This is a genomic window from Pseudothermotoga elfii DSM 9442 = NBRC 107921, assembly GCF_000504085.1.
GTDB lineage: Bacteria > Thermotogota > Thermotogae > Thermotogales > DSM-5069 > Pseudothermotoga_B > Pseudothermotoga_B elfii.
In genome coordinates, this window is record NC_022792.1 from 1,359,228 (window position 1) to 1,379,881 (window position 20,654).

Annotated in this window: 19 protein-coding genes and 1 riboswitch; all 19 genes read left to right on the forward strand. The window is 37.5% G+C overall.

Annotation, left to right across the window (positions count from 1 at the left end; translation table 11 throughout):
• The first annotated feature begins 91 nt into the window (after positions 1 to 91).
• The 19 genes from ftcD to TEL01S_RS06670 all read left to right on the forward strand — a co-directional run bounded on the left by ftcD (position 92) and on the right by TEL01S_RS06670 (position 20,639).
• The gene (gene ftcD, locus TEL01S_RS06585; RefSeq protein WP_012003316.1) at positions 92 to 1,018 is read left to right on the forward strand and encodes a glutamate formimidoyltransferase; all 927 of its coding nucleotides are present in this window, start codon (positions 92 to 94) and stop codon (positions 1,016 to 1,018) included.
• Positions 1,011 to 2,210 (forward strand): imidazolonepropionase, encoded by a 1,200-nt coding sequence (gene hutI, locus TEL01S_RS06590; protein WP_012003317.1) that lies wholly within the window; start codon positions 1,011 to 1,013, stop codon positions 2,208 to 2,210. Before ftcD ends, hutI begins: the two co-directional genes overlap by 8 nt.
• Positions 2,200 to 2,658: a 23S rRNA (pseudouridine(1915)-N(3))-methyltransferase RlmH gene (locus TEL01S_RS06595; protein WP_012003318.1), complete on the forward strand. Its 459-nt coding sequence runs from the start codon at positions 2,200 to 2,202 to the stop codon at positions 2,656 to 2,658. Before hutI ends, TEL01S_RS06595 begins: the two co-directional genes overlap by 11 nt.
• A 14-nt stretch (positions 2,659 to 2,672) precedes the next feature.
• Positions 2,673 to 3,962: a hemolysin family protein gene (locus TEL01S_RS06600; protein ID WP_012003319.1), complete on the forward strand. Its 1,290-nt coding sequence runs from the start codon at positions 2,673 to 2,675 to the stop codon at positions 3,960 to 3,962.
• Entirely contained in the window at positions 3,943 to 4,332 is a 390-nt protein-coding gene (gene cdd / locus TEL01S_RS06605) for a cytidine deaminase (RefSeq protein WP_038051590.1), read from the forward strand. The genes TEL01S_RS06600 and cdd overlap by 20 nt, the downstream gene beginning before the upstream one ends.
• Before the next feature lie 2 nt (positions 4,333 to 4,334).
• Complete coding sequence (gene era / locus TEL01S_RS06610) at positions 4,335 to 5,225, forward strand: GTPase Era (RefSeq protein WP_028843952.1); 891 nt, start codon at positions 4,335 to 4,337, stop codon at positions 5,223 to 5,225.
• A 10-nt stretch (positions 5,226 to 5,235) separates the two neighbouring features.
• Entirely contained in the window at positions 5,236 to 6,306 is a 1,071-nt protein-coding gene (locus tag TEL01S_RS06615; RefSeq protein WP_012003322.1) for an alanine/ornithine racemase family PLP-dependent enzyme, read from the forward strand.
• A gap of 2 nt (positions 6,307 to 6,308) precedes the next feature.
• Positions 6,309 to 7,679, forward strand: coding sequence for a glucuronate isomerase (gene uxaC / locus TEL01S_RS06620; protein ID WP_028843951.1), 1,371 nt, complete (start codon positions 6,309 to 6,311; stop codon positions 7,677 to 7,679).
• A 5-nt stretch (positions 7,680 to 7,684) separates the two neighbouring features.
• Positions 7,685 to 7,843, forward strand: a complete 159-nt coding sequence (locus TEL01S_RS11040; RefSeq protein WP_012003324.1) for a hypothetical protein — start codon at positions 7,685 to 7,687, stop codon at positions 7,841 to 7,843.
• A 290-nt stretch (positions 7,844 to 8,133) separates the two neighbouring features.
• On the forward strand, positions 8,134 to 9,378 hold the full coding sequence (locus tag TEL01S_RS06625; RefSeq protein WP_028843950.1) for an ABC transporter substrate-binding protein: 1,245 nt from the start codon (positions 8,134 to 8,136) through the stop codon (positions 9,376 to 9,378).
• Positions 9,379 to 9,429: 51 nt separating this feature from the next.
• On the forward strand, positions 9,430 to 10,338 hold the full coding sequence (locus TEL01S_RS06630; protein ID WP_028843949.1) for a carbohydrate ABC transporter permease: 909 nt from the start codon (positions 9,430 to 9,432) through the stop codon (positions 10,336 to 10,338).
• Positions 10,339 to 10,342: 4 nt separating this feature from the next.
• Positions 10,343 to 11,158: a carbohydrate ABC transporter permease gene (locus tag TEL01S_RS06635; RefSeq protein ID WP_028843948.1), complete on the forward strand. Its 816-nt coding sequence runs from the start codon at positions 10,343 to 10,345 to the stop codon at positions 11,156 to 11,158.
• A 79-nt stretch (positions 11,159 to 11,237) separates the two neighbouring features.
• Positions 11,238 to 12,293 (forward strand): LacI family DNA-binding transcriptional regulator, encoded by a 1,056-nt coding sequence (locus tag TEL01S_RS06640; RefSeq protein ID WP_028843947.1) that lies wholly within the window; start codon positions 11,238 to 11,240, stop codon positions 12,291 to 12,293.
• A complete protein-coding gene (locus TEL01S_RS06645; protein ID WP_012003329.1) occupies positions 12,290 to 13,999 on the forward strand; it encodes an amylo-alpha-1,6-glucosidase in 1,710 nt (569 codons plus the stop codon). The genes TEL01S_RS06640 and TEL01S_RS06645 overlap by 4 nt, the downstream gene beginning before the upstream one ends.
• On the forward strand, positions 13,993 to 17,025 hold the full coding sequence (locus TEL01S_RS06650; RefSeq protein WP_012003330.1) for a glycoside hydrolase family 2 TIM barrel-domain containing protein: 3,033 nt from the start codon (positions 13,993 to 13,995) through the stop codon (positions 17,023 to 17,025). Before TEL01S_RS06645 ends, TEL01S_RS06650 begins: the two co-directional genes overlap by 7 nt.
• Positions 17,026 to 17,028: 3 nt before the next feature.
• Entirely contained in the window at positions 17,029 to 17,301 is a 273-nt protein-coding gene (locus tag TEL01S_RS06655; RefSeq protein ID WP_012003331.1) for a LysO family transporter, read from the forward strand.
• Positions 17,298 to 17,873: a lysine exporter LysO family protein gene (locus TEL01S_RS06660; RefSeq protein WP_012003332.1), complete on the forward strand. Its 576-nt coding sequence runs from the start codon at positions 17,298 to 17,300 to the stop codon at positions 17,871 to 17,873. Before TEL01S_RS06655 ends, TEL01S_RS06660 begins: the two co-directional genes overlap by 4 nt.
• Before the next feature lie 90 nt (positions 17,874 to 17,963).
• Positions 17,964 to 18,072: riboswitch (TPP riboswitch) on the forward strand.
• A 45-nt stretch (positions 18,073 to 18,117) separates the two neighbouring features.
• On the forward strand, positions 18,118 to 19,104 hold the full coding sequence (locus tag TEL01S_RS06665) for a thiamine ABC transporter substrate-binding protein (RefSeq protein WP_012003333.1): 987 nt from the start codon (positions 18,118 to 18,120) through the stop codon (positions 19,102 to 19,104).
• Positions 19,101 to 20,639: an ABC transporter permease gene (locus TEL01S_RS06670; RefSeq protein WP_028843946.1), complete on the forward strand. Its 1,539-nt coding sequence runs from the start codon at positions 19,101 to 19,103 to the stop codon at positions 20,637 to 20,639. Before TEL01S_RS06665 ends, TEL01S_RS06670 begins: the two co-directional genes overlap by 4 nt.
• Positions 20,640 to 20,654: the final 15 nt, after the last annotated feature.

The following is a 20,654-nucleotide window of genomic DNA, read 5'->3' on the forward strand; positions in this document are numbered from 1 at the left end:
AATTATAGTCATTTTTACCTGCAAAATCAAGTTGCAAAAATACCACGGCTCATGATGATATAATTTTCTTGTAAAAACAGGAGGTGATCACGTGAAAATCGTAGAATCTGTACCAAATTTCAGCGAAGGTAGACGCGAAGAAGTTGTCAAAGAAATAATTTCTCAGGCCGAAGGGGTTAAAGGTGTCTGGATACTTGATTGGTCTATGGATATCGATCACAACCGATCTGTTGTAACACTCGTTGGCTCACCAGAGCCATTGCTCGATGTTCTGTTCAAGATGACTAAAAAAGCTGCTGAACTGATAGATTTACGCAATCACAGGGGAGAACATCCCAGAATGGGGGCGACAGACGTGATTCCTCTGGTCCCAGTTATGGGTACAAATATGCCGGAGTGTGTTGATTTGTCTAAAAAACTGGCTAAAAGAATAGGTGAAGAACTTAAAATACCTGTCTATTTGTATGAGAAATCTGCGACAAATCCACATAGAGAGAATCTCTCTGAAATAAGAAAGGGAGAGTTCGAAGGCTTTTTTGAAAAAATAAAAGATCCTTCCTGGAAACCAGATTTTGGTCCAGAAAATGTTCATCCAACAGCTGGAGTTGTTGCGGTTGGTGCAAGAGAGTATTTGATTGCCTTTAACGTGAATCTCGGAACCGATAAAATTGAGATAGCTGAAAAAATTGCAAAAGCTGTCAGATACATAAGTGGCGGGTATCGATATGTAAAAGCCATAGCCGTGGACCTCAAGGAAAAAGGAATTGTCCAGGTTTCGATGAATATGACGAACTACAGAAAAAGTCCACTGTACCGGGTTTTGGAAACTATAAGAAGAGAAGCTGCAAGATATGGTGTGCCAGTTGTGGGGACAGAGATTATAGGCATGGTTCCAATGCAAGCTTTAATTGATACAGCTCAGTTTTATCTGCAGCTTGATGATTTCAGCCCCAGCAGAGTTATAGAAGGTTGTGTCCTGGAAATTCTGGCAAAAGAAGGTGCAAAGCTCAGTGAATGAAGTTGTAATTCGCGCAAAGAAACTCTATACACCGCTTGGTATAAATCCAAAACGTGGCAGAGAAATGGCAAACCTTTTTGTAAAAGAAGATGTGTACATTCATATTGTAAATGACAGGATAGTCGATATTTCGCATTCAAGACCAGATTTTAATGGCATCTATTTGTATGGAGATCTTGTGATCCCGGGACTTATAGATTGTCACACGCACATACCCTTCTATGGTTACAGAGAAAGCGATTTTCTAAGAAGATCCTCCGGGTTGTCTTATCTTCAGATTCACAATTCAGGTGGAGGTATATATGAAAGTGTTTCGAAACTCAGAAGTGCTTCTTTTGATGATTTAGTTCGGTTCAACCTTAAATTAATTAACAGACTTTTCAGAAAAGGTGTCACTACTTTAGAAGGGAAAACAGGCTATGGATTGGATACAGAAAACGAACTGAAACAGCTTAAAGTGCTCGAGGTTCTGAACAAATTGAGCCCAGCTGAGATTATTCCAACGTTCATGGGAGCACATTCTGTCCCAAAGGAGAAAGATCAGGACAGTTATGTAAATGATCTGATATCTATGCTTGACTTGATAAAAAATAGATGCACTTTTGTCGATATCTTTTGTGATGAGGGGGCTTTTGATGTTGACCATGCATCGAAATATTTGATGGCAGCAAAGGAAAGAGGATATAAGGTTCGTGTACATGCTGACGAAATAAAAAACACCCAGGCCACAAAATTAGCTGTAAAACTTGGTGCAATCTCAGCTGAGCACCTAATTAAAATAGACGAAGATTCAATAAAATCAATTTCTCAAAGCAATACAATAGCTGTTTTGTTACCAGCAACGAGTTTTTATATAAATGAGTCCTACGCCCCCGCCAGAAAATTAATTGATAGCAACGCAATAGTTTCACTGGCAAGTGATTTTAATCCAGGATCATCTGCGGTGATCGAACCATCTTTCGTAATGAATATATCAGTAAAGAACTTGAAAATGACACCGCAGGAAATATTAACTGCCTTTACTCTAAATGCTGCATGCGTACTTTCGTTATCTGATCGGCTTGGAAGTGTAGAGATTGGAAAGCAGGCAGATCTGCTAATTTACAACGATGCGGATTTGGAAACAATAACTTATCTGATAGGTATACAACCCGATTACGTAATAAAAAGGGGAGAAATTTTTGAAAATTGAAATTGTCGTAATTGGAAAATTAAAAGAATACATTAGGCCAGCTGTCAAGGAGTATATTAAAATGCTGAGCTCTTTTGCAGAAATTAAATTGACTCAAATCAAGCATGCGAAAGGTTACAAAGATTTTGATAAATCTCTGAAAAAAGAAGCAGAAGGTATAATTTCACAATTAAAAGAATCTGATTATGTTATCCTCTTAGATCAGTCCGGGAGAAGTTGTGATTCTATTTCTTTTGCGAATCATTTTCACCAGCTTATTCAGATTAATTCATCGATAGTATTTGTTATAGGCGGACCTTTTGGAGTAGACGAATCTTTGAAAAAAAGGGCGAATGAACTTTTATCGCTTTCTGATTTAACCTTTACACATCAATTAGCAGTGGTAATTCTCTTGGAACAGTTATTCAGAGCTTTCAAGATCATAAACAATCAGAAGTATCATTATTAGGAGGTGGTATTGAAGTGGACGACTCAGCCAGTAGCGGTTCAATCGTACTCCAGATTGTCGCAATAATCGGTCTTTTAGCTTTATCAGCAATGTTTTCAGCCTCTGAAACAGCGCTGACGTCGATGAGCAGGCTCAGACTTCTGAAAAAAGATGAGAAAGAGAGTATTCACAAAGTAAATCGTCTTTTAACAGCTTCTCTTGTGATGAACAACTTCGTAAACCTCATGTTTTCGTCTCTAATAACGATCCTTTTCATCAATCTGTTCATGAATCTGAATGAAAATCTGGTGGCTCTAATTGGCACAGTTTTTACGACTATCCTTGTGCTAATTTTTGGAGAAATAACACCAAAGATATACGCAAGAGAGTACTCAGAAAAGGTTTACCAGAGAGCGGAAAAAATGCTCAAGGTGTGTGAAAAACTCCTGGGCCCTCTGATCAAATTACTTCTTGCCATCAGCAATAAAATAGTAAAGTTTTTTGGTGGAGAAGCTATGGAAGATGCACCTTTTATAACATCTGAAGATATAATAACAGCCGTAAATCTGGGAGAAGAAAAAGGTACTATAGATCATCAGGAAGGGCTCATTGTGGAACGAACTTTCCAAATGAGCGAAACCACGATAAGAGAGATAATGACTCCTCGTGTAGATGTTGTTGCAATTGAAGAAAATGCTTCATTATTTGACCTTATGGAGTTAGTAGACGAAGAGGGATACTCAAGAATACCTGTTTACAGAGAAGATATAGACAACATAATTGGCGTTTGTTATGCCAAAGATATTGTAGGTTATATTCAGCAACATGGTACAGACGAACTCAGCAAGAAAAAGGTTAAAGAAATTATAAGAGAACCGCTATTTGTTCCAGAAACTATGAATGTGAGCACTCTGCTGAAAATTTTTAAAGAAAAGAAAATACACATTGCAATAGTAGTAGATGAATTTGGTGGTACAGCAGGTATCGTGACGTTAGAGGATATTTTAGAAGAACTCATTGGAGAAATAATGGATGAGTACGACCATGATGAAGTCAGTGGAATAAAAAAAATAAGTGAAAACACCTACTTGATAAACGCAACAACTCCTATAAATGATATAGAAAGGGAACTTGATGTAGATTTTGAAGAGACAGAACACGAAACACTCTCCGGATATCTGCTGGAGATCTTCAGAAGAATCCCATCGGTTGGCGAAGAAGTCGATGTAGATCTTTTCCATTTCAAAATTGTTGCAGCAACGAAAAATAGAATTGAGCGAGTCCTGATGACCATAAAAAGGAGAGATGAAATTGAACAACGATGAATTGATAGAACTGGCCATTGATGCTATGAAAAGGGCATATGTGCCATATTCAAATTTCAGAGTAGGTGCTGTTGTTGTATCAAAGAGCGGAAAGATATTTACAGGGTGCAATGTTGAAAATGCTTCATATGGGTTAAGCATATGCGCTGAGAGGGTTGCTATATTCAGTACCATAGCATCTGGAGAAGAAATTGAAAAGCTTGTTGTTGTTGCAGATACTCCACAACCTGTGAGCCCATGTGGCGCTTGCAGGCAGGTAATGAGTGAGTTTGGAGATTTTGAAGTTGTCCTGGCAAACACTAACGGTGATATCATTACCACAAAGGTATCAGATTTATTGCCTCATGCTTTTAAATTTCAGAGGTGGTGATGTTGAACTCTGGCTTCGTCACCCTCGTGGGCAGACCAAATGCAGGTAAATCAAGCCTGATAAACAGTTTTATTGGCAGAAAGGTGCTCATTGTTTCTGAAAAACCCCAAACAACAAGAAATAAAATAAGATGTATTTACACCGATTCAGATCACCAGATAATCTTCACAGATACGCCGGGTATACATAAACCAGTGCATAGACTTGGAGAATTTATGGTCAAAGCAGCTATTCAGGCAATGAAAGGTGTGGACCTTGTACTATTTGTTGTAGATGCAACTAAGGGTTTTGGCGAACCAGAAAAAAGAATATGCGATCTCGTTAAACTTTCTAAAACGGAAACTTTTCTGGTTATCAACAAAATAGATTTGGCAAAAAACTATGAATTTCTCGCAAAAACAATTGTGAGTGAATGCGACTGCTTTTCAAAGGTTTTTTTCACCAGTGTTGTCAAAAATGAGGGTATTGAAGAACTTCTTCAGGCAATTAAAAATTGTATGCCCGAAGGTCCCATGTATTTTCCAGAAAATATGCTGATTGATCGTCCCATTTCATTTCAAATTGCTGAGATAATAAGAGAAAAAGTGCTCCTGTTTACAAGAGAAGAAATACCACATTGTGTAGCTGTTATAGTAGATACTATGGAAAAGCGACAAAACAATCTGTTATATGTGGCGGCAACTATTTATGTGGAAAGAAACTCTCAAAAGGGAATAATAATAGGTAAAAATGGAAACATGCTCAAACAAATAGGTACTCTTTCAAGAATAGAGATAGAGTCAATCGTTGGCTCAAAAGTTTACCTTGATCTTCACGTTAAAGTGAAAAAGAACTGGAGAGACAAAGATTTCATAATATTAAATGAGATTGGAATGAAAGACGAGATCGAATAGGAGGCTGCTCATGCCAAGATTGTACATAAATCTGAGATTACTCGAGAAAAACACAAAAGAAGTTCTTTCGCTTTGTTCAAAACACAATGTGGAACTCATAGGCGTGACGAAAGTTAGTCTCGGAGATCCGCAAGTTGCCCAATGTATAAGAAACGCTGGTGTGAATATCATAGGCGAGTCAAGGGTGGAAAATATTAAAAGGATGGTCAAATCTGGCATTAACAGGCCTTTTATGATGCTAAGAATACCGGCTATCAGCCAACTTGAAGAAATTGTAGATCTGTGTGACTATATTCTCGTGTCTGAATTGAAAACTGTGGAAGCAATTGAGGAAATTTGCAAGAATGCCGGAAAGTCTGTCAACCTTATATACATGGTGGATGTTGGGGATCTGAGAGAAGGCGTGTGGTACAAGCAAGCAGAGGAAGAGATCTGTAAAGCCGTAAAGATTTGCAAAACTTCCAGAATAATAGGTGTTGGGACAAATTTAGGTTGTTATGGTGGCATACTTCCAACAAATGAAAATATGGCAAAGCTTGTTTACATAAGAGATAAAATAGAACAGAGAACGAACACGCATCTGCCAATTGTTTCCGGTGGTAATACAGCGGCGCTGAGGCTACTTGAGCATAGCGATTTACCTGAAGGTGTTAATCAATACAGAGTTGGCGAGGCTATAATGCTTGGTACAGATGTGACAAACAATCGAAAAATTGACTGGCTCGAACAAAAAACAGTAGTTTTGGAAGCTGAGGTAATTGAAATGAAAACCAAACCTTCTGTCCCGGAAGGACAATCAGGTCTGGATGCATTTGGTAGACAACCTGTTTTTGTAGACAAAGGACTAAGAAAAAGGGCAATACTTGCTCTCGGTGAACAGGACACAGTGCCAAAGCATCTAAAACCCTTAGATAAAAATGCAGAAGTAATACATGCCTCAAGTGATCACACTATAGTAGATATAACAGAAGTTCAAAGACAAATCAATGTTGGAGATACGATGAAATTCACACTGAGCTATGCAGCTTTGCTTAGAGCCATGACCTGCCCACACGTTGAAAAGATATACAGGGGGGAATAAAAATGGCATTTCTCGATGAGAGATATCTGCTTTCGAGTAAAACAGCTTTCGATCTTTATGAATCTGTCAAAAATCTGCCAATAGTTGATGCTCACAATCATGGTGATGTAAAAGAGATTGTTGAAAACAAAGGATGGAATGACATATGGGAAGTCGAAGCGGCAACGGATCATTATGTCTGGGAATTGATGAGAAGAAGGGGAGTACCTGAAGACAAGATAACGGGAAACGCTACAAATTATGAAAAATGGATAGCCCTGGCAGAAGTTTTTCCAAAATTTGCTGGCAATCCGACATACGAATGGGTTCATTTAGATCTGAAAAGGCGATTTGGAATTAACGAAACAATATCCAGGCAAACTGCTGAAACAATATGGTACAGATCAAAACAAATATTAAATGAAGATAAAATGAAGCCACAAAACATATTGAGAGAAATGAATGTAGAAATAATGTGTACAACAGATGATCCTACTTCGGATCTGGTATACCACAAATTAGCCCGTGAAAAAATTCCCAGCATCAGAATTTTGCCAACCTGGAGGCCTGACAAAGCCTGCAAAATAGATACAAAAGATTGGAAAAATTATGTCGAAAAGCTTTCAATGTCAACAAATACGGATATATCCAATCTTGATGATTTTTTAAACGCTCTCGAAAAAACTCACGGATATTTCAATGATCTGGGATGCGTCTGTAGTGACCATGCTTTGCTCAATCCATTTTTGGAACCTGTCGATAAACACAAAGCAAGCCAGATATTTGACAATTCCATGAAACAAAGTGCATCACACGAAGATCTGATGATCTTTCAATCTTATATGATGTATAAATTTGCAGAAATGAACACAAAAGAAAACTGGACGATGCAACTCCATATAGGGTCGTACAGAGATTACAGGAAAAAACTCTTTGATTCACTTGGTCCTGACAGTGGTGGAGATATCTCGGCTGGCTTTGTAGATATTGCAAGAGGGATGAAAGAATTTTTCAATGCTTTCGATGGTAAAGTAAAAATCATTATATATTGTATGGATATGACATATTTATCAGTTGCTGCAACCATAGCGCGCGCTTTTGAGAATATTTTTTTAGGTGCGCCATGGTGGTTTAATGACAGCCCATTTGGAATGAGATTTCAACTGCAATACATCGCATCTGTGGATCTGCTGAGTAATTTTGCAGGAATGGTAACGGATTCGCGCAAACTTATGTCGTATGGTTCACGTACCGAAATGTTCAGGAGAATTTTGTGCGATGTCGTTGGTGAAATGGTAGATAGAGGACAGATTCCATTCAAAGAAGCCTTAGAGCTTTGCAATGAGCTTTGCTATTTTAGGCCTAAGGAACTGTTTTTCTCGAGAAAGAGGTGAATTTCATGGAATACACTGAATCAGACAAGAAAAAATTAGCCAAAAAGGTAAAAGAAGGTTATGAGCTTGTCGAAATAGTTTTCGATAAAAAAAGCAGATATGCAATTTTGCAAAAAAACGAGCAATACGTTGCTGTAAAACTCTCTAAAGCAAAAGAAAAATAATATCGCTAACCCTGGTTTGCATTTTTCCATTGAGCAGGTCTGACTGTGCACAATTTTTCAGAAACCCACGATCACTTCAAGTGAATCTTGGAAACTTTCTATTATTATTTAAATATTTCAGCAAGCGTTTTTAGCCTTTTTATGATAGGACTGAAAATACCCCCTATTTTTAATCTTAGATGAAATATGACTTGACTTTCACTTACTAAATGATTATACTTATTACGGTAATCGTTTACTTAAACGTTTAAGTAAACGATTACTATATCGTAGACCGGAGGTGAGCTGCTGTGAGTAAAAAAGTTTTCATCGCGATTGTTTTAACTGTCGCTCTTTTCACCCAACTTCACGGCAAAACCTTTTTAAGAGCTGCTACATGGGATGAAGCAGAAGGAGCAAAGTGGGTAAAAGAAGTTTTCTCAAAGTACGAGCAAATGAACCCTCAGGTAAAAATCAATGTTCAGAGCATCACACAGGGATACGATGACAAGATCATAACAAGCCTGGCAGGCGGGACTCCTCCTGATCTGTTTATGTGGTGGGACTATCCAAGATTAGCTTCGCTGGATGTCTTAACTCCACTGGAAAATCTTGTAGATCTTAGCAATATTGATCCAATGTTGGTTAAATGGGTTTCCTACAACGGACACGTTTGGGGTATACCGAAAGATTGGACCACGAGAGTTATATGGTTCAATAAGGAAGTTTTCGACAAGTATGGTGTTCCATACCCCGATAACAACTGGACCTGGAAAGAATTTAGAGAAGTAGCCAAAAAACTCACCCACCCTGAAGAAAAAGTCTGGGGTTTTCTGGTAACACCTTACGTTTATGAGTGGGAAGGATATGTTCGAATGAATGGCGGAAGCTATTTATCTCCTGACACAAGTACGATGAATGGTTATCTTAATAGCAAAGAAACAATTGAAGCGATAGAATTTCTAACAAATCTTTATTTGATTGACGGCGTTTCTCCATCACCATCTTTGATTTCAGCTTCTGGTGGAAGCTACGCAATGTTTGAATCGGGAAAAGTTGCCATGATAGACGATGGAGTCTGGTTTATAGGTTACATGAGATCTAGAAATCCCAGTCTCACTATACAAGACTTAGCTAAAAAATTTGGATGTGTTTTTCCGCCTCATCCCGAAGGAAAACAACTCAAAGTTATGATTCATAATTCGGCCTGGGTCATTCCAAAAAACTCTAAAAACAAAGAAATAGCACTGGATATAATACGATTTTTAGCAAAAGAAGGTGGTAGAACCATGGCGGAAGGTGGTTGGGCTTTTCCAATAGATATGAAGATAGCTGAGGAAATGAAATTGTATGAAGATCCTATTTTAGGAACATTTTTGAAACTTCTTCCATATGCCGTCGAAGATCCTTCTTTTCTCAAAAGATCTGATTGGAGCGAGAAATTCGAGCAGTATATAGCAGATGCATTTGATCTAATTATGCTAAGAAAAGCTACTGTTGAAGAAGCTCTTAACAAAGCTGTCGAAGAGTCTGAAAAAGCTTTGGGTAGAAAATAAAAGGAGGTGTATGAGTCCGGTTGCTCTATTCAGGGCAACCGGATTATTATTATGGTTAATAATCTTTTTATGCGGCGCAGAAAGAAAAACATAGCCGGATATTTATTCATATTGCCATGGTTAATTGGATTTTGCCTTTTTACAGCTGGACCAATACTTTTTTCTATATTCTTGAGTTTTCATGAATGGCACATATTTGATAAGATGAAATGGATTGGAATTGAAAACTATAAAAAACTTTTTGCAGATCCCCTTTTTTACCACTCTTTAAAGGTAACATTCTATTACGCTGCGATAAGTGTTCCTGTTGGCTTGGTTGTGGGATTGTTTCTTGCAGTCTTGCTGTATCAAAAAGTTAAAGGTACATCTGTATTCAGGACAATTTTCTATATACCTTCAATAGTTCCTGTTGTCGCAACCGCGACACTCTGGATCTGGATATACAATCCAGAATACGGAATACTTAATTTCTTGCTCGCCAAGATAGGTGTAAGAGGACCAGATTGGCTTTATAGTACAAAGTGGGTTGTCCCTGCAATAGCTTTTATGAATGCATGGACAGCAGGGCCCAACATGATAATATATCTTGCCAGTTTAGAAGATATTCCAAAAGTATACTGGGATGCTGCAAAAGTAGATGGTGCAAATAGCTGGCAAAGGTTCTGGCACATTACAATTCCATTTCTCAGTCCTACGACATTCTTCCTGCTTATCACAAACGTTATGGGAGCTCTCCAGACTTTTGCTCAAGCTTACATAATGGGTGGAGGGGGTAGAGGGTTTGGAGCTCCTGCAAATGCTTCTTTGTTTTATTGTCTGTATCTCTATGAACAAGGATGGTCCTGGTTCAACATGGGATACGCTTCCTCATTGTCTTGGGTATTGACACTGATTATTTTCACTCTCACATTGATAATATTCAAAACCTCTAATAAGTGGGTTTATTACGAGAGGAGTTGAAAATGTGAAAAACATTTTTCTATATCTTGCACTCATTTTATTGTCTATAATCTTTATTATGCCATTTATGTGGATGTTTAGCACTTCTCTTAAAAGTGGGGAGGATGAAATATTCTCATACCCACCGAAATTGCTTCCCGAGAATTTTAATTTTTCAAATTATAAGAAAGTTTTGGAACTTTTCCCCTGGTTAACTTTTCTAAAAAACTCGGCTGTTATAACTGGTTTGAGCACTATAGGCATAGTCCTATCATCTTCCTTAGCAGCTTTTGCTTTTGCAACTCTTGAATTCAAAGGGAGGGATAAATTATTTATTTTAGTGATATCAACCATGATGGTTCCATATTACACAACATTGATTCCACAATATATACTGTTCAGCAAACTGGGATGGATAGACACACTAAAACCTTTATGGGTTCCCTCATTTTTTGGATCAGCTTATTTTATATTTCTCCTCAGGCAATTTTTCAAAAGTATCCCGAAAGAATTATTTGAAGCAGCTAAAATAGATGGTTGTAGTATTTTTCAGATATTCTACAAAATCTATTTTCCTCTTGCAAAACCAGCTGTCATAACAGTTGTAATATTGCAATTTATGTCAGCGTGGGGAGATTTCTTTGGACCGTTGATATATCTCCAATCCGAAGAAAAATACACCCTCGTTCTGGGGTTGAATGCATTTAGAGGTATGTATTACACATCCTGGCATTATCTCATGGCAGCAACATGTATGGTCACAATACCTTCGCTAATAGTCTTTGCACTTGGGCAGAAACATATAATAGGTGGAATAACAATTACTGGTATGAAATCTTAATACTTATTCTTTCTGCAGAATAAAGCAGTATCAGCGATAGAATTGAAATCAGAAATCTATATATGAGGAAGGTGCAAACATGAAAAAAAGATACGCAACTCTAAAGGATATAGCTAAAGCGCTGGGAGTTTCTGTTACTACTGTCCATAAGGCACTTAATGGGCATCCTGATGTCAGTGAAGAAACAAGAAAAAGAGTTCTTGAAGTCACTGAAAAACTTGGTTATATAAAAAATGAAACAGCTTCTAATTTGAGAACTTCCGGCTCCAATACTATCGCTTTTATAAGCTCGAATATATCTAACCCGTTTTATGAACAAGTTATCAAAGGAATGAATCAAGCTGCCGAAGATTTCGGTTACATGTTGCTTATAACAAATCTAATTAATGATTCACGTGACGATCTGGTAAGAAGTATAGAGATTCTCATGAAAAAAAGAATAGACGGCTTAATAATAGCAGCAAATATGTTAGCCCTGAATCACCAAGATTTGAGAAAGTACAAAATAAGAGAATTTTGTGTGGCATTCGGAACAGTTTTTCCACCGGAAGAATTTGATGTGGTCTCTCCAAACAATTTTAAAGGAGGATATATAGCAACAAAACATCTTATAGAATCTGGTTGCAAAAAAATAGCTATGCTTCACTCATCAAATTTCGAAATAGAAAAAAATCTCAATGAAAGATTTAAGGGTTATCTAAGGGCCCTGCAAGATCATAATATTGAATTTTCGCAAGAATTGTTATTTATACAAAAACAATTTATGAGTAAATCATACGGTACTCAATCTGCTTATGAGATTTTGAAAGAGAAATTGAAAACAACGCAATTTGACGGACTTTTTTGTTATAATGACGAGACTGCTTACGGTGCTATAGAAGCTATAAAAGAAAGTGGACTTAGAATCCCGGAAGATATAGCTGTTGTTGGATACGACAATCTGGAGTTTTCCCGAATGATTTCCCCACAGCTTACATCAATAACTTTCGACAAATATAAACTCGGCTACAAAGCTGTTGAAATGCTTTTAGAGAGGATTAATCATCCAGAGCTGAATCCAAGAATAGAACTCATTGACGTAAAAATTGTCGTGAGAGAAAGTTCTAAAGGAGGTATAAAAGGAGGTATAAGATGAATCTCGATCTAACTCGTATACCATTCAGTAGATTTGGTTCGTATTTTTCAATCTCTTATATAACAAAAAAAATCTGGGGAAACAATTATGAAGAAGGACTTTACTTGAGGTCCCTCCACGGGCGGCTTAAAAAAAAGGAATTATTTTTAATAGAAACAATTGACAGCAGAGGAAACGTTATTCCGTCTCAGATTCAGGCATCACCAGAAATTCTTCTTGTGCAGAATGACAAAGGAACCGCAAAAATATCTATGCCGAAGCCAGAGTTTTTGTTAATAGAAGGGTTTGGAACAGGTGTGAGGTTCTCCGCAAAAGGAAGCGGCCATTTCTTAATACCGGTTGGAAAAAATGAGTGGCTATTTAATTATTACGATGAAGGAATTCAAATCTCGATATTAGTACAGCACGGCAATATAAAAATCAATGCTCCCTGGAATGGGATAAAGTGCGAAAACGTGATTTTAGAAGTATCACCGAAATATGGTAAATTCAGGATAATTCTGTTTGAAGCCGCCGAAAGAGAAATAATTAATGATATTCTGGAGCACAGCAAATCATGTTCGCCTGATGTCGTAAAGAAGGAATTTGAACTTTTCTTACAAAAATTGCCAAGCTTACCTTCCGAATTAAGCGATCATTTCGAAACTGCCGGTTATATATTATGGTCCAGTTTTGTTAAACCAAATGGTTATTTGAAACGGCCAGCAATGCTCATGTCAAAAAATTGGATGACAGATATCTGGAGCTGGGATCACTGTTTTAATGCTTTAGCGCTCAGTTACAAGAATCCAGAACTTTCGTGGGATCAGTTTGCACTTATGTTTGATTTCCAAAGTTCGTCAGGAGCCCTTCCTGATTTCGTGAACGACCATGAAAGTTACTGGAATTTCAGTAAACCGCCTGTACATGGTTGGACAATTGAAAAACTTTTGACGAACTTGCCATCAAATTTCTCACTAAAAATTGAGGATATTTATCTGTTCTTAGAAAAATGGACCGGTTGGTGGTTAAATTACAGAGATTATGACAACGATGGCATTCCCCAATATAACCACGGTAACGATTCAGGTTGGGATAACAGCACGGTGTTTCTTGAAAGACCACCAATTGAATCTCCAGATCTATCAGCTTTCTTGATAAAACAAATGGAAGTTTTATCAAAACTGGCTGAAAAGATCGGCAGGGATGATCTAACAATAAAATGGAAAGAAGATGCTTCAAGATTCCTCGGCAAATTGTTGAATCATTCACTGAGAGATTTCGAATTAATGCCTATGACCTCTGGAAGCCACAAGGTAATCGAATCAATGAGTTTACTCCCCATGATTTCTATAGTTATTGGAGACAAACTTCCAGGAAAAGTTCTTGGGAAAATGATTCAAAGGATAAAGAAATTTATGACTCCATACGGGCTTTCAACAGAAGAACCAGATAGTCCATTTTATACAAGTGATGGATACTGGCGTGGGCCAGTATGGGCTCCAGTTGTGATGATTATTGTCGATAGTCTTGAAAGAATAGGGCAACATCACCTGGCCCAACAAATATCAAGCCGGTTCGTAAAATTAGTTGCAAAGGAAGGTTTCGCAGAAAACTTCGATGCTCTCAACGGCAAAGCTCTTAGGGATCCAGCACATACCTGGACTGCCAGTGTGTTTCTTATTCTTGCAAAAGACCTGGATCATGGGAGGGAAAAATCGTGCTGAGTTCTATAGACTGGGAAAACCACAGAATATTACACAAAAACAGAGAAAAACCGAGATGTACTTTTCTGTACAGATTGAATCCATGTAATGGGAAATGGGAATATTGGCCATTTTTGATTTCGTTGAACGGAAAATGGAAATTTAAATGGTGCCGTAACTTCAAAGTCGTGCCAGATGGATTCTATAAAATAGATTATGATGACAATACCTGGTTTGAAATTGAGGTGCCAAGCAACTGGGAAATTCACGGGTATGGTATACCAATATATACCGATGTAAAATATCCATTCTCTCCGAATCCTCCTTTTATTGACAAAGAAAGAAATCCAGCAGGACTTTACAGAAGGCATTTTACTATACCTTCGTCCTGGGATGGAAAAGAAATTTTCTTGCATTTTGCCGGTGTTAGATCCGCTTTCTACGTTTATGTAAATGGTATTTGTGTCGGTTACAGTCAAGATAGCTGTAGTCCAGCAGAATTCAGAATCACAGATTATGTGAAAATTGGAAATAATACTTTAGCGATCGAAGTTTACAAATGGTGCGACGGCAGCTATTTAGAAGATCAAGACATGTGGTGGATGGCTGGTGTTTATAGAGATGTTTTTGTTTATGCAACTCCCAAATTACATTTGAGGGATTTCTTTATCAAGACAGATTTAGATGAAAAATACCAGGATGCTGTATTAAAAATAGATATGGTGCTGATCAATTATCTACGCGAAAGCTCTGAAGATTTGTGCCTTGAAATCAATGTGTTAGATTCGGAAAATGGAGCACCTGTCTGTGACTCAATTTTGCTTGATGCAGGAACTATCCCTCCAGGAGAAGAAAAAATTGTAACTATAGAAAAAGAAATAAAGAACCCTTTGAAATGGTCTTCAGAAACCCCAAATTTGTATTCTGCAGAAATAAAACTTTTTAAACGACATAATTCACAGATATTAGAATCCCAAAAATTCAATATTGGATTCAGAAAAGTTGAAATTATCGATGGTCAGATGCTTTTGAATGGAAAACCAATCAAAATCAAAGGGGTGAACCGGCATGAATTTGACCCGGATAAAGGTTACGCAATAACCTTAGACAGAATGATACAGGATGTAAAACTCATGAAGCAATATAACATTAATGCAGTCAGAACATCTCATTATCCAAATGATCCAAAATGGTATTTCTTGTGTGATTATTACGGCTTATATGTTATTGACGAAGCAAACATAGAAGCACATGGTATGGGTAATCTACTTGCAGAAGATCCGAACTGGTTAGAGGCTCATCTTGATAGGATCACAAGGATGGTTGAAAGAGATAAAAATCATCCGTCTGTAATAATCTGGTCGCTCGGAAATGAATCTGGAGATGGGCAAAATTTTGTCGCATTAAGCAATTGGATTCACCAGCGAGACAAAACAAGACCTGTTCATTACGAACCCGCAGGGACACAAAAATATGTTGACATAGTATCTTTCATGTACAAATCTCCAAAAGATTTAGAAAGCTTTTCTGAAGAAATAAAAGATAGGCCTGTTTTTTTATGTGAATATGCACACGCCATGGGAAATAGCGTTGGAAATTTAAAAGAATACTGGGATGTTATCAAAAAGTACAAAAATTTACTCGGTGGTTGCATATGGGATTGGGTGGATCAAGGAATAAGAAAAAAGGATAAATCTGGAAAAGAATTTTGGGCATACGGTGGTGACTTTGGAGACGAGCCAAATGATGGAAACTTTTGTATCAATGGGCTTCTCTTACCAGACCGTACTCCTGAACCTGAGCTTAGTGAAGTAAAGAAAGTTTATCAATACATAGAAATTAGCCCTGCAGATAAACTTGGAGAGTTCTTGATAACCAATAATTATTCTTTCATAAACCTGAACAACTTTGATTGCTTTTTCGAAATTCAAGAAAACGGATTGTCAATTCAAAGAATCAGAATAGGAAAAATCAACCTTGAGCCTGGTTGCTCTAAGAAAATCCAGATTCCTATCAATGAAATTTCTTTCAATGAAAACGCGGAATATCATGTGAAAATATTATTTACCCTTGCAAAGGACACTATCTGGGCTGAAAGAGGCTATGAAATAGCTTGGGAACAATTTAGCCTATTTAAAAAAAAGAAAACCTTTACACCTGCTTCAGCAAAAGGAATTGAACTGAAGGAAGAATCAGAAAGAATATTCGCAGGAAATCAAAAGATGAAAATTATTTTTAATAAAAACTCAGGGTTTATAGAAAGTTTGAAATATATGAACCGGGAATTGCTTTTAAAACCTCTCAGAATGAACTTCTGGAGAGCTCCTACAGATAACGACAAAGGAAACAAACTGCCTGCAAGAGCAGCCATTTGGCGAAATATCTGGGAAAAAGCTAAGGTGTCCAAAATAAAAAGAGTTGAATCCGATCTTGGATACAAATTGGTATTCGAAGGATTTTTCAAGGATATAGAAAAAACGAACTGGGAATTAGTGTATACAATTTCTGATGAAATAACAGTGGAGTTAAAGGTAAATATCGATAGACATCTTCCAGAGCTGCCAAGAATAGGTATTCAAGGAACCTTCCTTGGTGATTTCAAGTACGTGTCGTGGTATGGCCGGGGACCACATGAAAATTATTGCGATAGAAAGACAGGAGCGCCTGTTGGTCTGTATAGAAGCACAGTTGAGGGTATGATACATAAATATGTAAGACCTCAAGAAACTGGACAGAGGACAGATGTTAGATGGTTTAGTATATCCGATGATTACGGAATCACTGTTTTAGTCGAAGGACATCCTGTGATCGAATTTAGCGTATGGCCTTTCGAACTGGAAGATCTTGAAAAAGCAAACCATGTGAATGAACTAACGTACAAAAATCTGGTTGTAGTGAACATAGATCACAAGCAAATGGGACTTGGAGGAGATAACAGCTGGGGTGCTTTACCGCATCCAGAATATATTCTCTTTCCAGGAGAATACAAATATTCTTTTACAATCAAGGTTCTTAGAAATTTTTTTGAAAATTTTCAGGAGGGATAAGATTTGGCCTTGATTATAATCCTGTCCTTTGCCTTAGGCATAGTATCAGGTGCTTTTTTTAAAGTAACTTTGCCTAAAAAAATTAACGTCGTGAATATTATAGTTATTGCCCTTTTGTTTTTTATGGGTCTCAATCTCGGGTCAAACAAGGATTTACTCAAAGTTCTACCAAGTGTAGGAATAACAGGTTTATTGATAGCTTTTTTTTCAGCTGGATGCAGCATTATCTTTGCATGGTTATTTGAATATTTTTCAAAAAGAGGTGGCAAAAAATGATACAAACTCTGGCAGTTTTTTTAGCAGGTATATTTTTTGGCAAGTTTATACATTTTGAAATTCCTGAGTGGTTTTTTACAATACTACTTGTAGCTTTAGTCTTCACTGTTGGAATAAGCATAGGCAATGAAGAAAAAATACTGAGTAAAATAAAAAAGAACCTCAATACTATCATAATCTTAAGCATTTTAACAATTACAGGAAGTTTGCTTGGTGGTTTTATAGCAAGTTTTTTCACCAAGCTCGACATAAGAGAAGCTGTAGGGGCCTCTGCTGGACTTGGCTGGTACAGTTTGTCTGCAATCATGATAAGTGAGGTTCATTCGCATTCTCTGGGCACCATATCTTTTATTGCAAACATCTTTCGCGAACTTTTATCAATCATCGTTGTGCCTTTTCTGGCAAAAATCACAAAATACGGTGCAATATCGTGCGCTGGTGCGACATCAATGGATACCCTGCTTGGATTGATTTCTAAATATGTGCCAAAACAAGAAGTGTTAGTTGCTTTTGGTCATGGAGTTATACTGTCAACTTTCGTGCCAGTATTAATAACATTTATATTCTCATAATTTTATAAATGGTATCTTGCCGATCAATCTACTGAAAGTCAGGTTATTCACATAAATTGCTTTTTGTGATAAAATGAGAATATCAAGTAAATATTTGTGCAGGGGAGCTTCTAACCCGAGGCTGAGAGGAGGACGGAAGTCCTCGACCCTTGAACCTGATCCGGGTAATGCCGGCGTAGGGAGCAAACCAAAAACAAAATTACCCCGCCGCCGGCGGGGTTTAATCTTAGAGGAGGTGGTACGTATGAAAAAATTTCTACTTGTTCTATCAATAATTGTTGCAGTATCTGTATTTTCTCAAGAACTGGTTATCTACACTTATAGCAGTTTTGCATCAGGAATTGCGCAGAAGGTCTTGCCAATTTTTGAAAAGCAAAATAACGTCAAAGTGAAGTTGCTATCTTTTGGGGATGCAGGAAATGTGCTTGCAAGGTTGATTCTCGAGAAAGATCAACCAAAAGCCGATGTTGTGATTGGTCTTGATCAACCTCTGCTAAAACGTGCAATTTCTGAAGGATTATTGATAAAATTTGTTCCTGAAAACATATCTATGATAAAAAATAAAGAACTCTTGGATATGCGAGGTTACGGTATACCATTTGATTATGGCGCAATCGCATTGGTCTACAATACCGAGAAAATCAATAACCCACCGAAATCTTTTAAAGAACTTCTCGATGAAAGATTTAAAAGAAAGCTGGTAGTTCAGGATCCTCGCACGTCAAGTACAGGACTTTCTTTTATGCTCTGGACAGTAGCTGTCTTTGGTGAAGATGGTTTTTTGGATTACTGGAAGAGCTTAAAAAACAATATTCTGACCATAACGCCGGGATGGGATGAAGCGTTTAGCATGCTTGAAACTGGCGAGGCTGACATAATGGTGAGTTATGCGACTGATGGTGCTTACAGTTATCATGAATATGGCAGTTTGAAGTATCTGCCGGTAGTTATGGAAGAAGGTGCTTTTGTACAGATCGAGTATGCGGCTATAGTAAAAGGCAGCAAGAACATCGAGCTTGCAAAAAAGTTTATCGAATTTGTTTTGAGCAAAGAATTTCAATCTCATGTTCCCTTGAATCAATGGATGTACCCGGTTGTAGAGATAGAACTTCCAAAAGCCTACAAATATGCACCAAAGATAGATAAAGTACTGCCATTTGACTATAGTATCTTTGAGCAAAAAGGCAAAGATTGGCTTGAAAAATGGGCAGAGGTAATGATAGGTAAATGAAAGGAAAGATAACCTTGATTCTGGTGCCGATAATCTTTATCGGCACCTTTTTGATTTACCCGCTTTTCCTGCTGTTCTCAAAATTTCCAGTCTGGAATATCTCTCAAGTACTCTCAAAAAATGCAGCTATTATCAGATTCACAGCTTTTCAAGCTCTGCTGTCAGCTTTTTTAACAATGCTTCTTGGAATACCAGGCGCTTATTTATTTGCAAGAACAAAGCTTCCAAAGGTTGCGAAGAGTTTTTTGAAATCTGCAAGCATGGTGCCTTTTGTCCTTCCTGGTATATCGATGGCTATTGGTTTTTTACTCACCTTTGGTAATAATGGAATAGTGAACTGGATATTATCTTTTTTTAATCTTAAAATCAGAATACTTTATACATTCACCGCTGTTTTGATTGGCCACGTTTTCTATAACTTTCCCCTGTTCATAAGAATCGTTGGTGATGCTTTCGAAAGGATAGACAGAAATTTTCTTGAAATGGCTAACATTGAAGGAGCTTCGAGATTCAAGAGGTTTTGGTATATAGAACTACCTTTGATAGCACCAGCAGTTGGGGCGGCTTTTTCTCTTTCTTATCTTTATTGCTTCACCAGTTTTGCTGTCGTTTTGATATTGGGGGGAATCAAATATTCGACTATTGAAGTAAGTATATATATGTACCTCAAAGTGCTTCTGGATTTCGAAAGCGCACTGGCTCTCACGTTATTCCAAATGATTTTCGTGGCATCTGTAAGTTTTGTCTTCCTAATCTTATCCAGCAAATCTCAGCAATCTTTTGGCGAAGCACTCAAAGAAGAAAAACCAAGATGGTCTTACTTTTATATCGCTGTTGTTGGATTATTTGTTTTCTTACCTCTGAGTATGGCTTCTCTGGGAGGATTTTTAAAATATGGAGGGATTTTCACACTTGAAAACTTCAGAAATTTGTTCAGTCAAAGTGCCGAATGGATAATCGGTGCGAACGCCTGGCCTGTGATTATTTACAGCGTTTTACTTAGTTCAATAGTCGGAGGATGCGTGTGCATTCTTGGATTAGTCAGCTCATATGCTTCGATCAGGTATAGAAGTTTTTTATCAATCTTGACGTATCTTCCTGTTGCAATCTCTCCTGCCACAATGGCTTTTGGAATGATTCTTTTTGAAGCACCTCAGGCGATCAAACTTGGTGGTATTTATGCATTGATATCACTACCTCTGGTTCACAGTTCACTTCAAAATGTCTGGAGGAGTTTTCCAAAAGAAATAGAAGAAGCCAGTAAAATTGATGGGTGTGGTTCTGTAAAAAGGTTTTTTAAAATAATATTGCCTGTTTTCAAAAAAGAACTGTTAGGAACTTTTGCATTTTGTATGGCCATAGCACTTGGTGAGATCACAGCGACAATTATTCTGTCAGAAGGTCAATTGACCACTCTATCTGTTGCAACCTATAAACTTTTCAGCACACGTCATATCGGCGAAGCACAGGCTTTGAATTCTATCCTAATGTGGATTGTTTTGATTCTGTTCTTCATTTCTGAGCAAACCGAATAATTTATTTTGAAGAAA

Bases quoted from the DNA above. Each gene is read 5' to 3' on its own strand.
- TEL01S_RS06660 (WP_012003332.1), top strand. From the start codon at position 17,298: ATGATACAAACTCTGGCAGTTTTTTTAGCAGGTATATTTTTTGGCAAG.
- TEL01S_RS06630 (WP_028843949.1), top strand. From the start codon at position 9,430: ATGGTTAATAATCTTTTTATGCGGCGCAGAAAGAAAAACATAGCCGGA.
- TEL01S_RS06670 (WP_028843946.1), top strand. From the start codon at position 19,101: ATGAAAGGAAAGATAACCTTGATTCTGGTGCCGATAATCTTTATCGGC.
- cdd (WP_038051590.1), top strand. From the start codon at position 3,943: ATGAAATTGAACAACGATGAATTGATAGAACTGGCCATTGATGCTATG.
- uxaC (WP_028843951.1), top strand. From the start codon at position 6,309: ATGGCATTTCTCGATGAGAGATATCTGCTTTCGAGTAAAACAGCTTTC.
- TEL01S_RS06665 (WP_012003333.1), top strand. From the start codon at position 18,118: ATGAAAAAATTTCTACTTGTTCTATCAATAATTGTTGCAGTATCTGTA.
- TEL01S_RS06615 (WP_012003322.1), top strand. From the start codon at position 5,236: ATGCCAAGATTGTACATAAATCTGAGATTACTCGAGAAAAACACAAAA.
- TEL01S_RS06640 (WP_028843947.1), top strand. From the start codon at position 11,238: ATGAAAAAAAGATACGCAACTCTAAAGGATATAGCTAAAGCGCTGGGA.
- TEL01S_RS06645 (WP_012003329.1), top strand. From the start codon at position 12,290: ATGAATCTCGATCTAACTCGTATACCATTCAGTAGATTTGGTTCGTAT.
- TEL01S_RS11040 (WP_012003324.1), top strand. From the start codon at position 7,685: ATGGAATACACTGAATCAGACAAGAAAAAATTAGCCAAAAAGGTAAAA.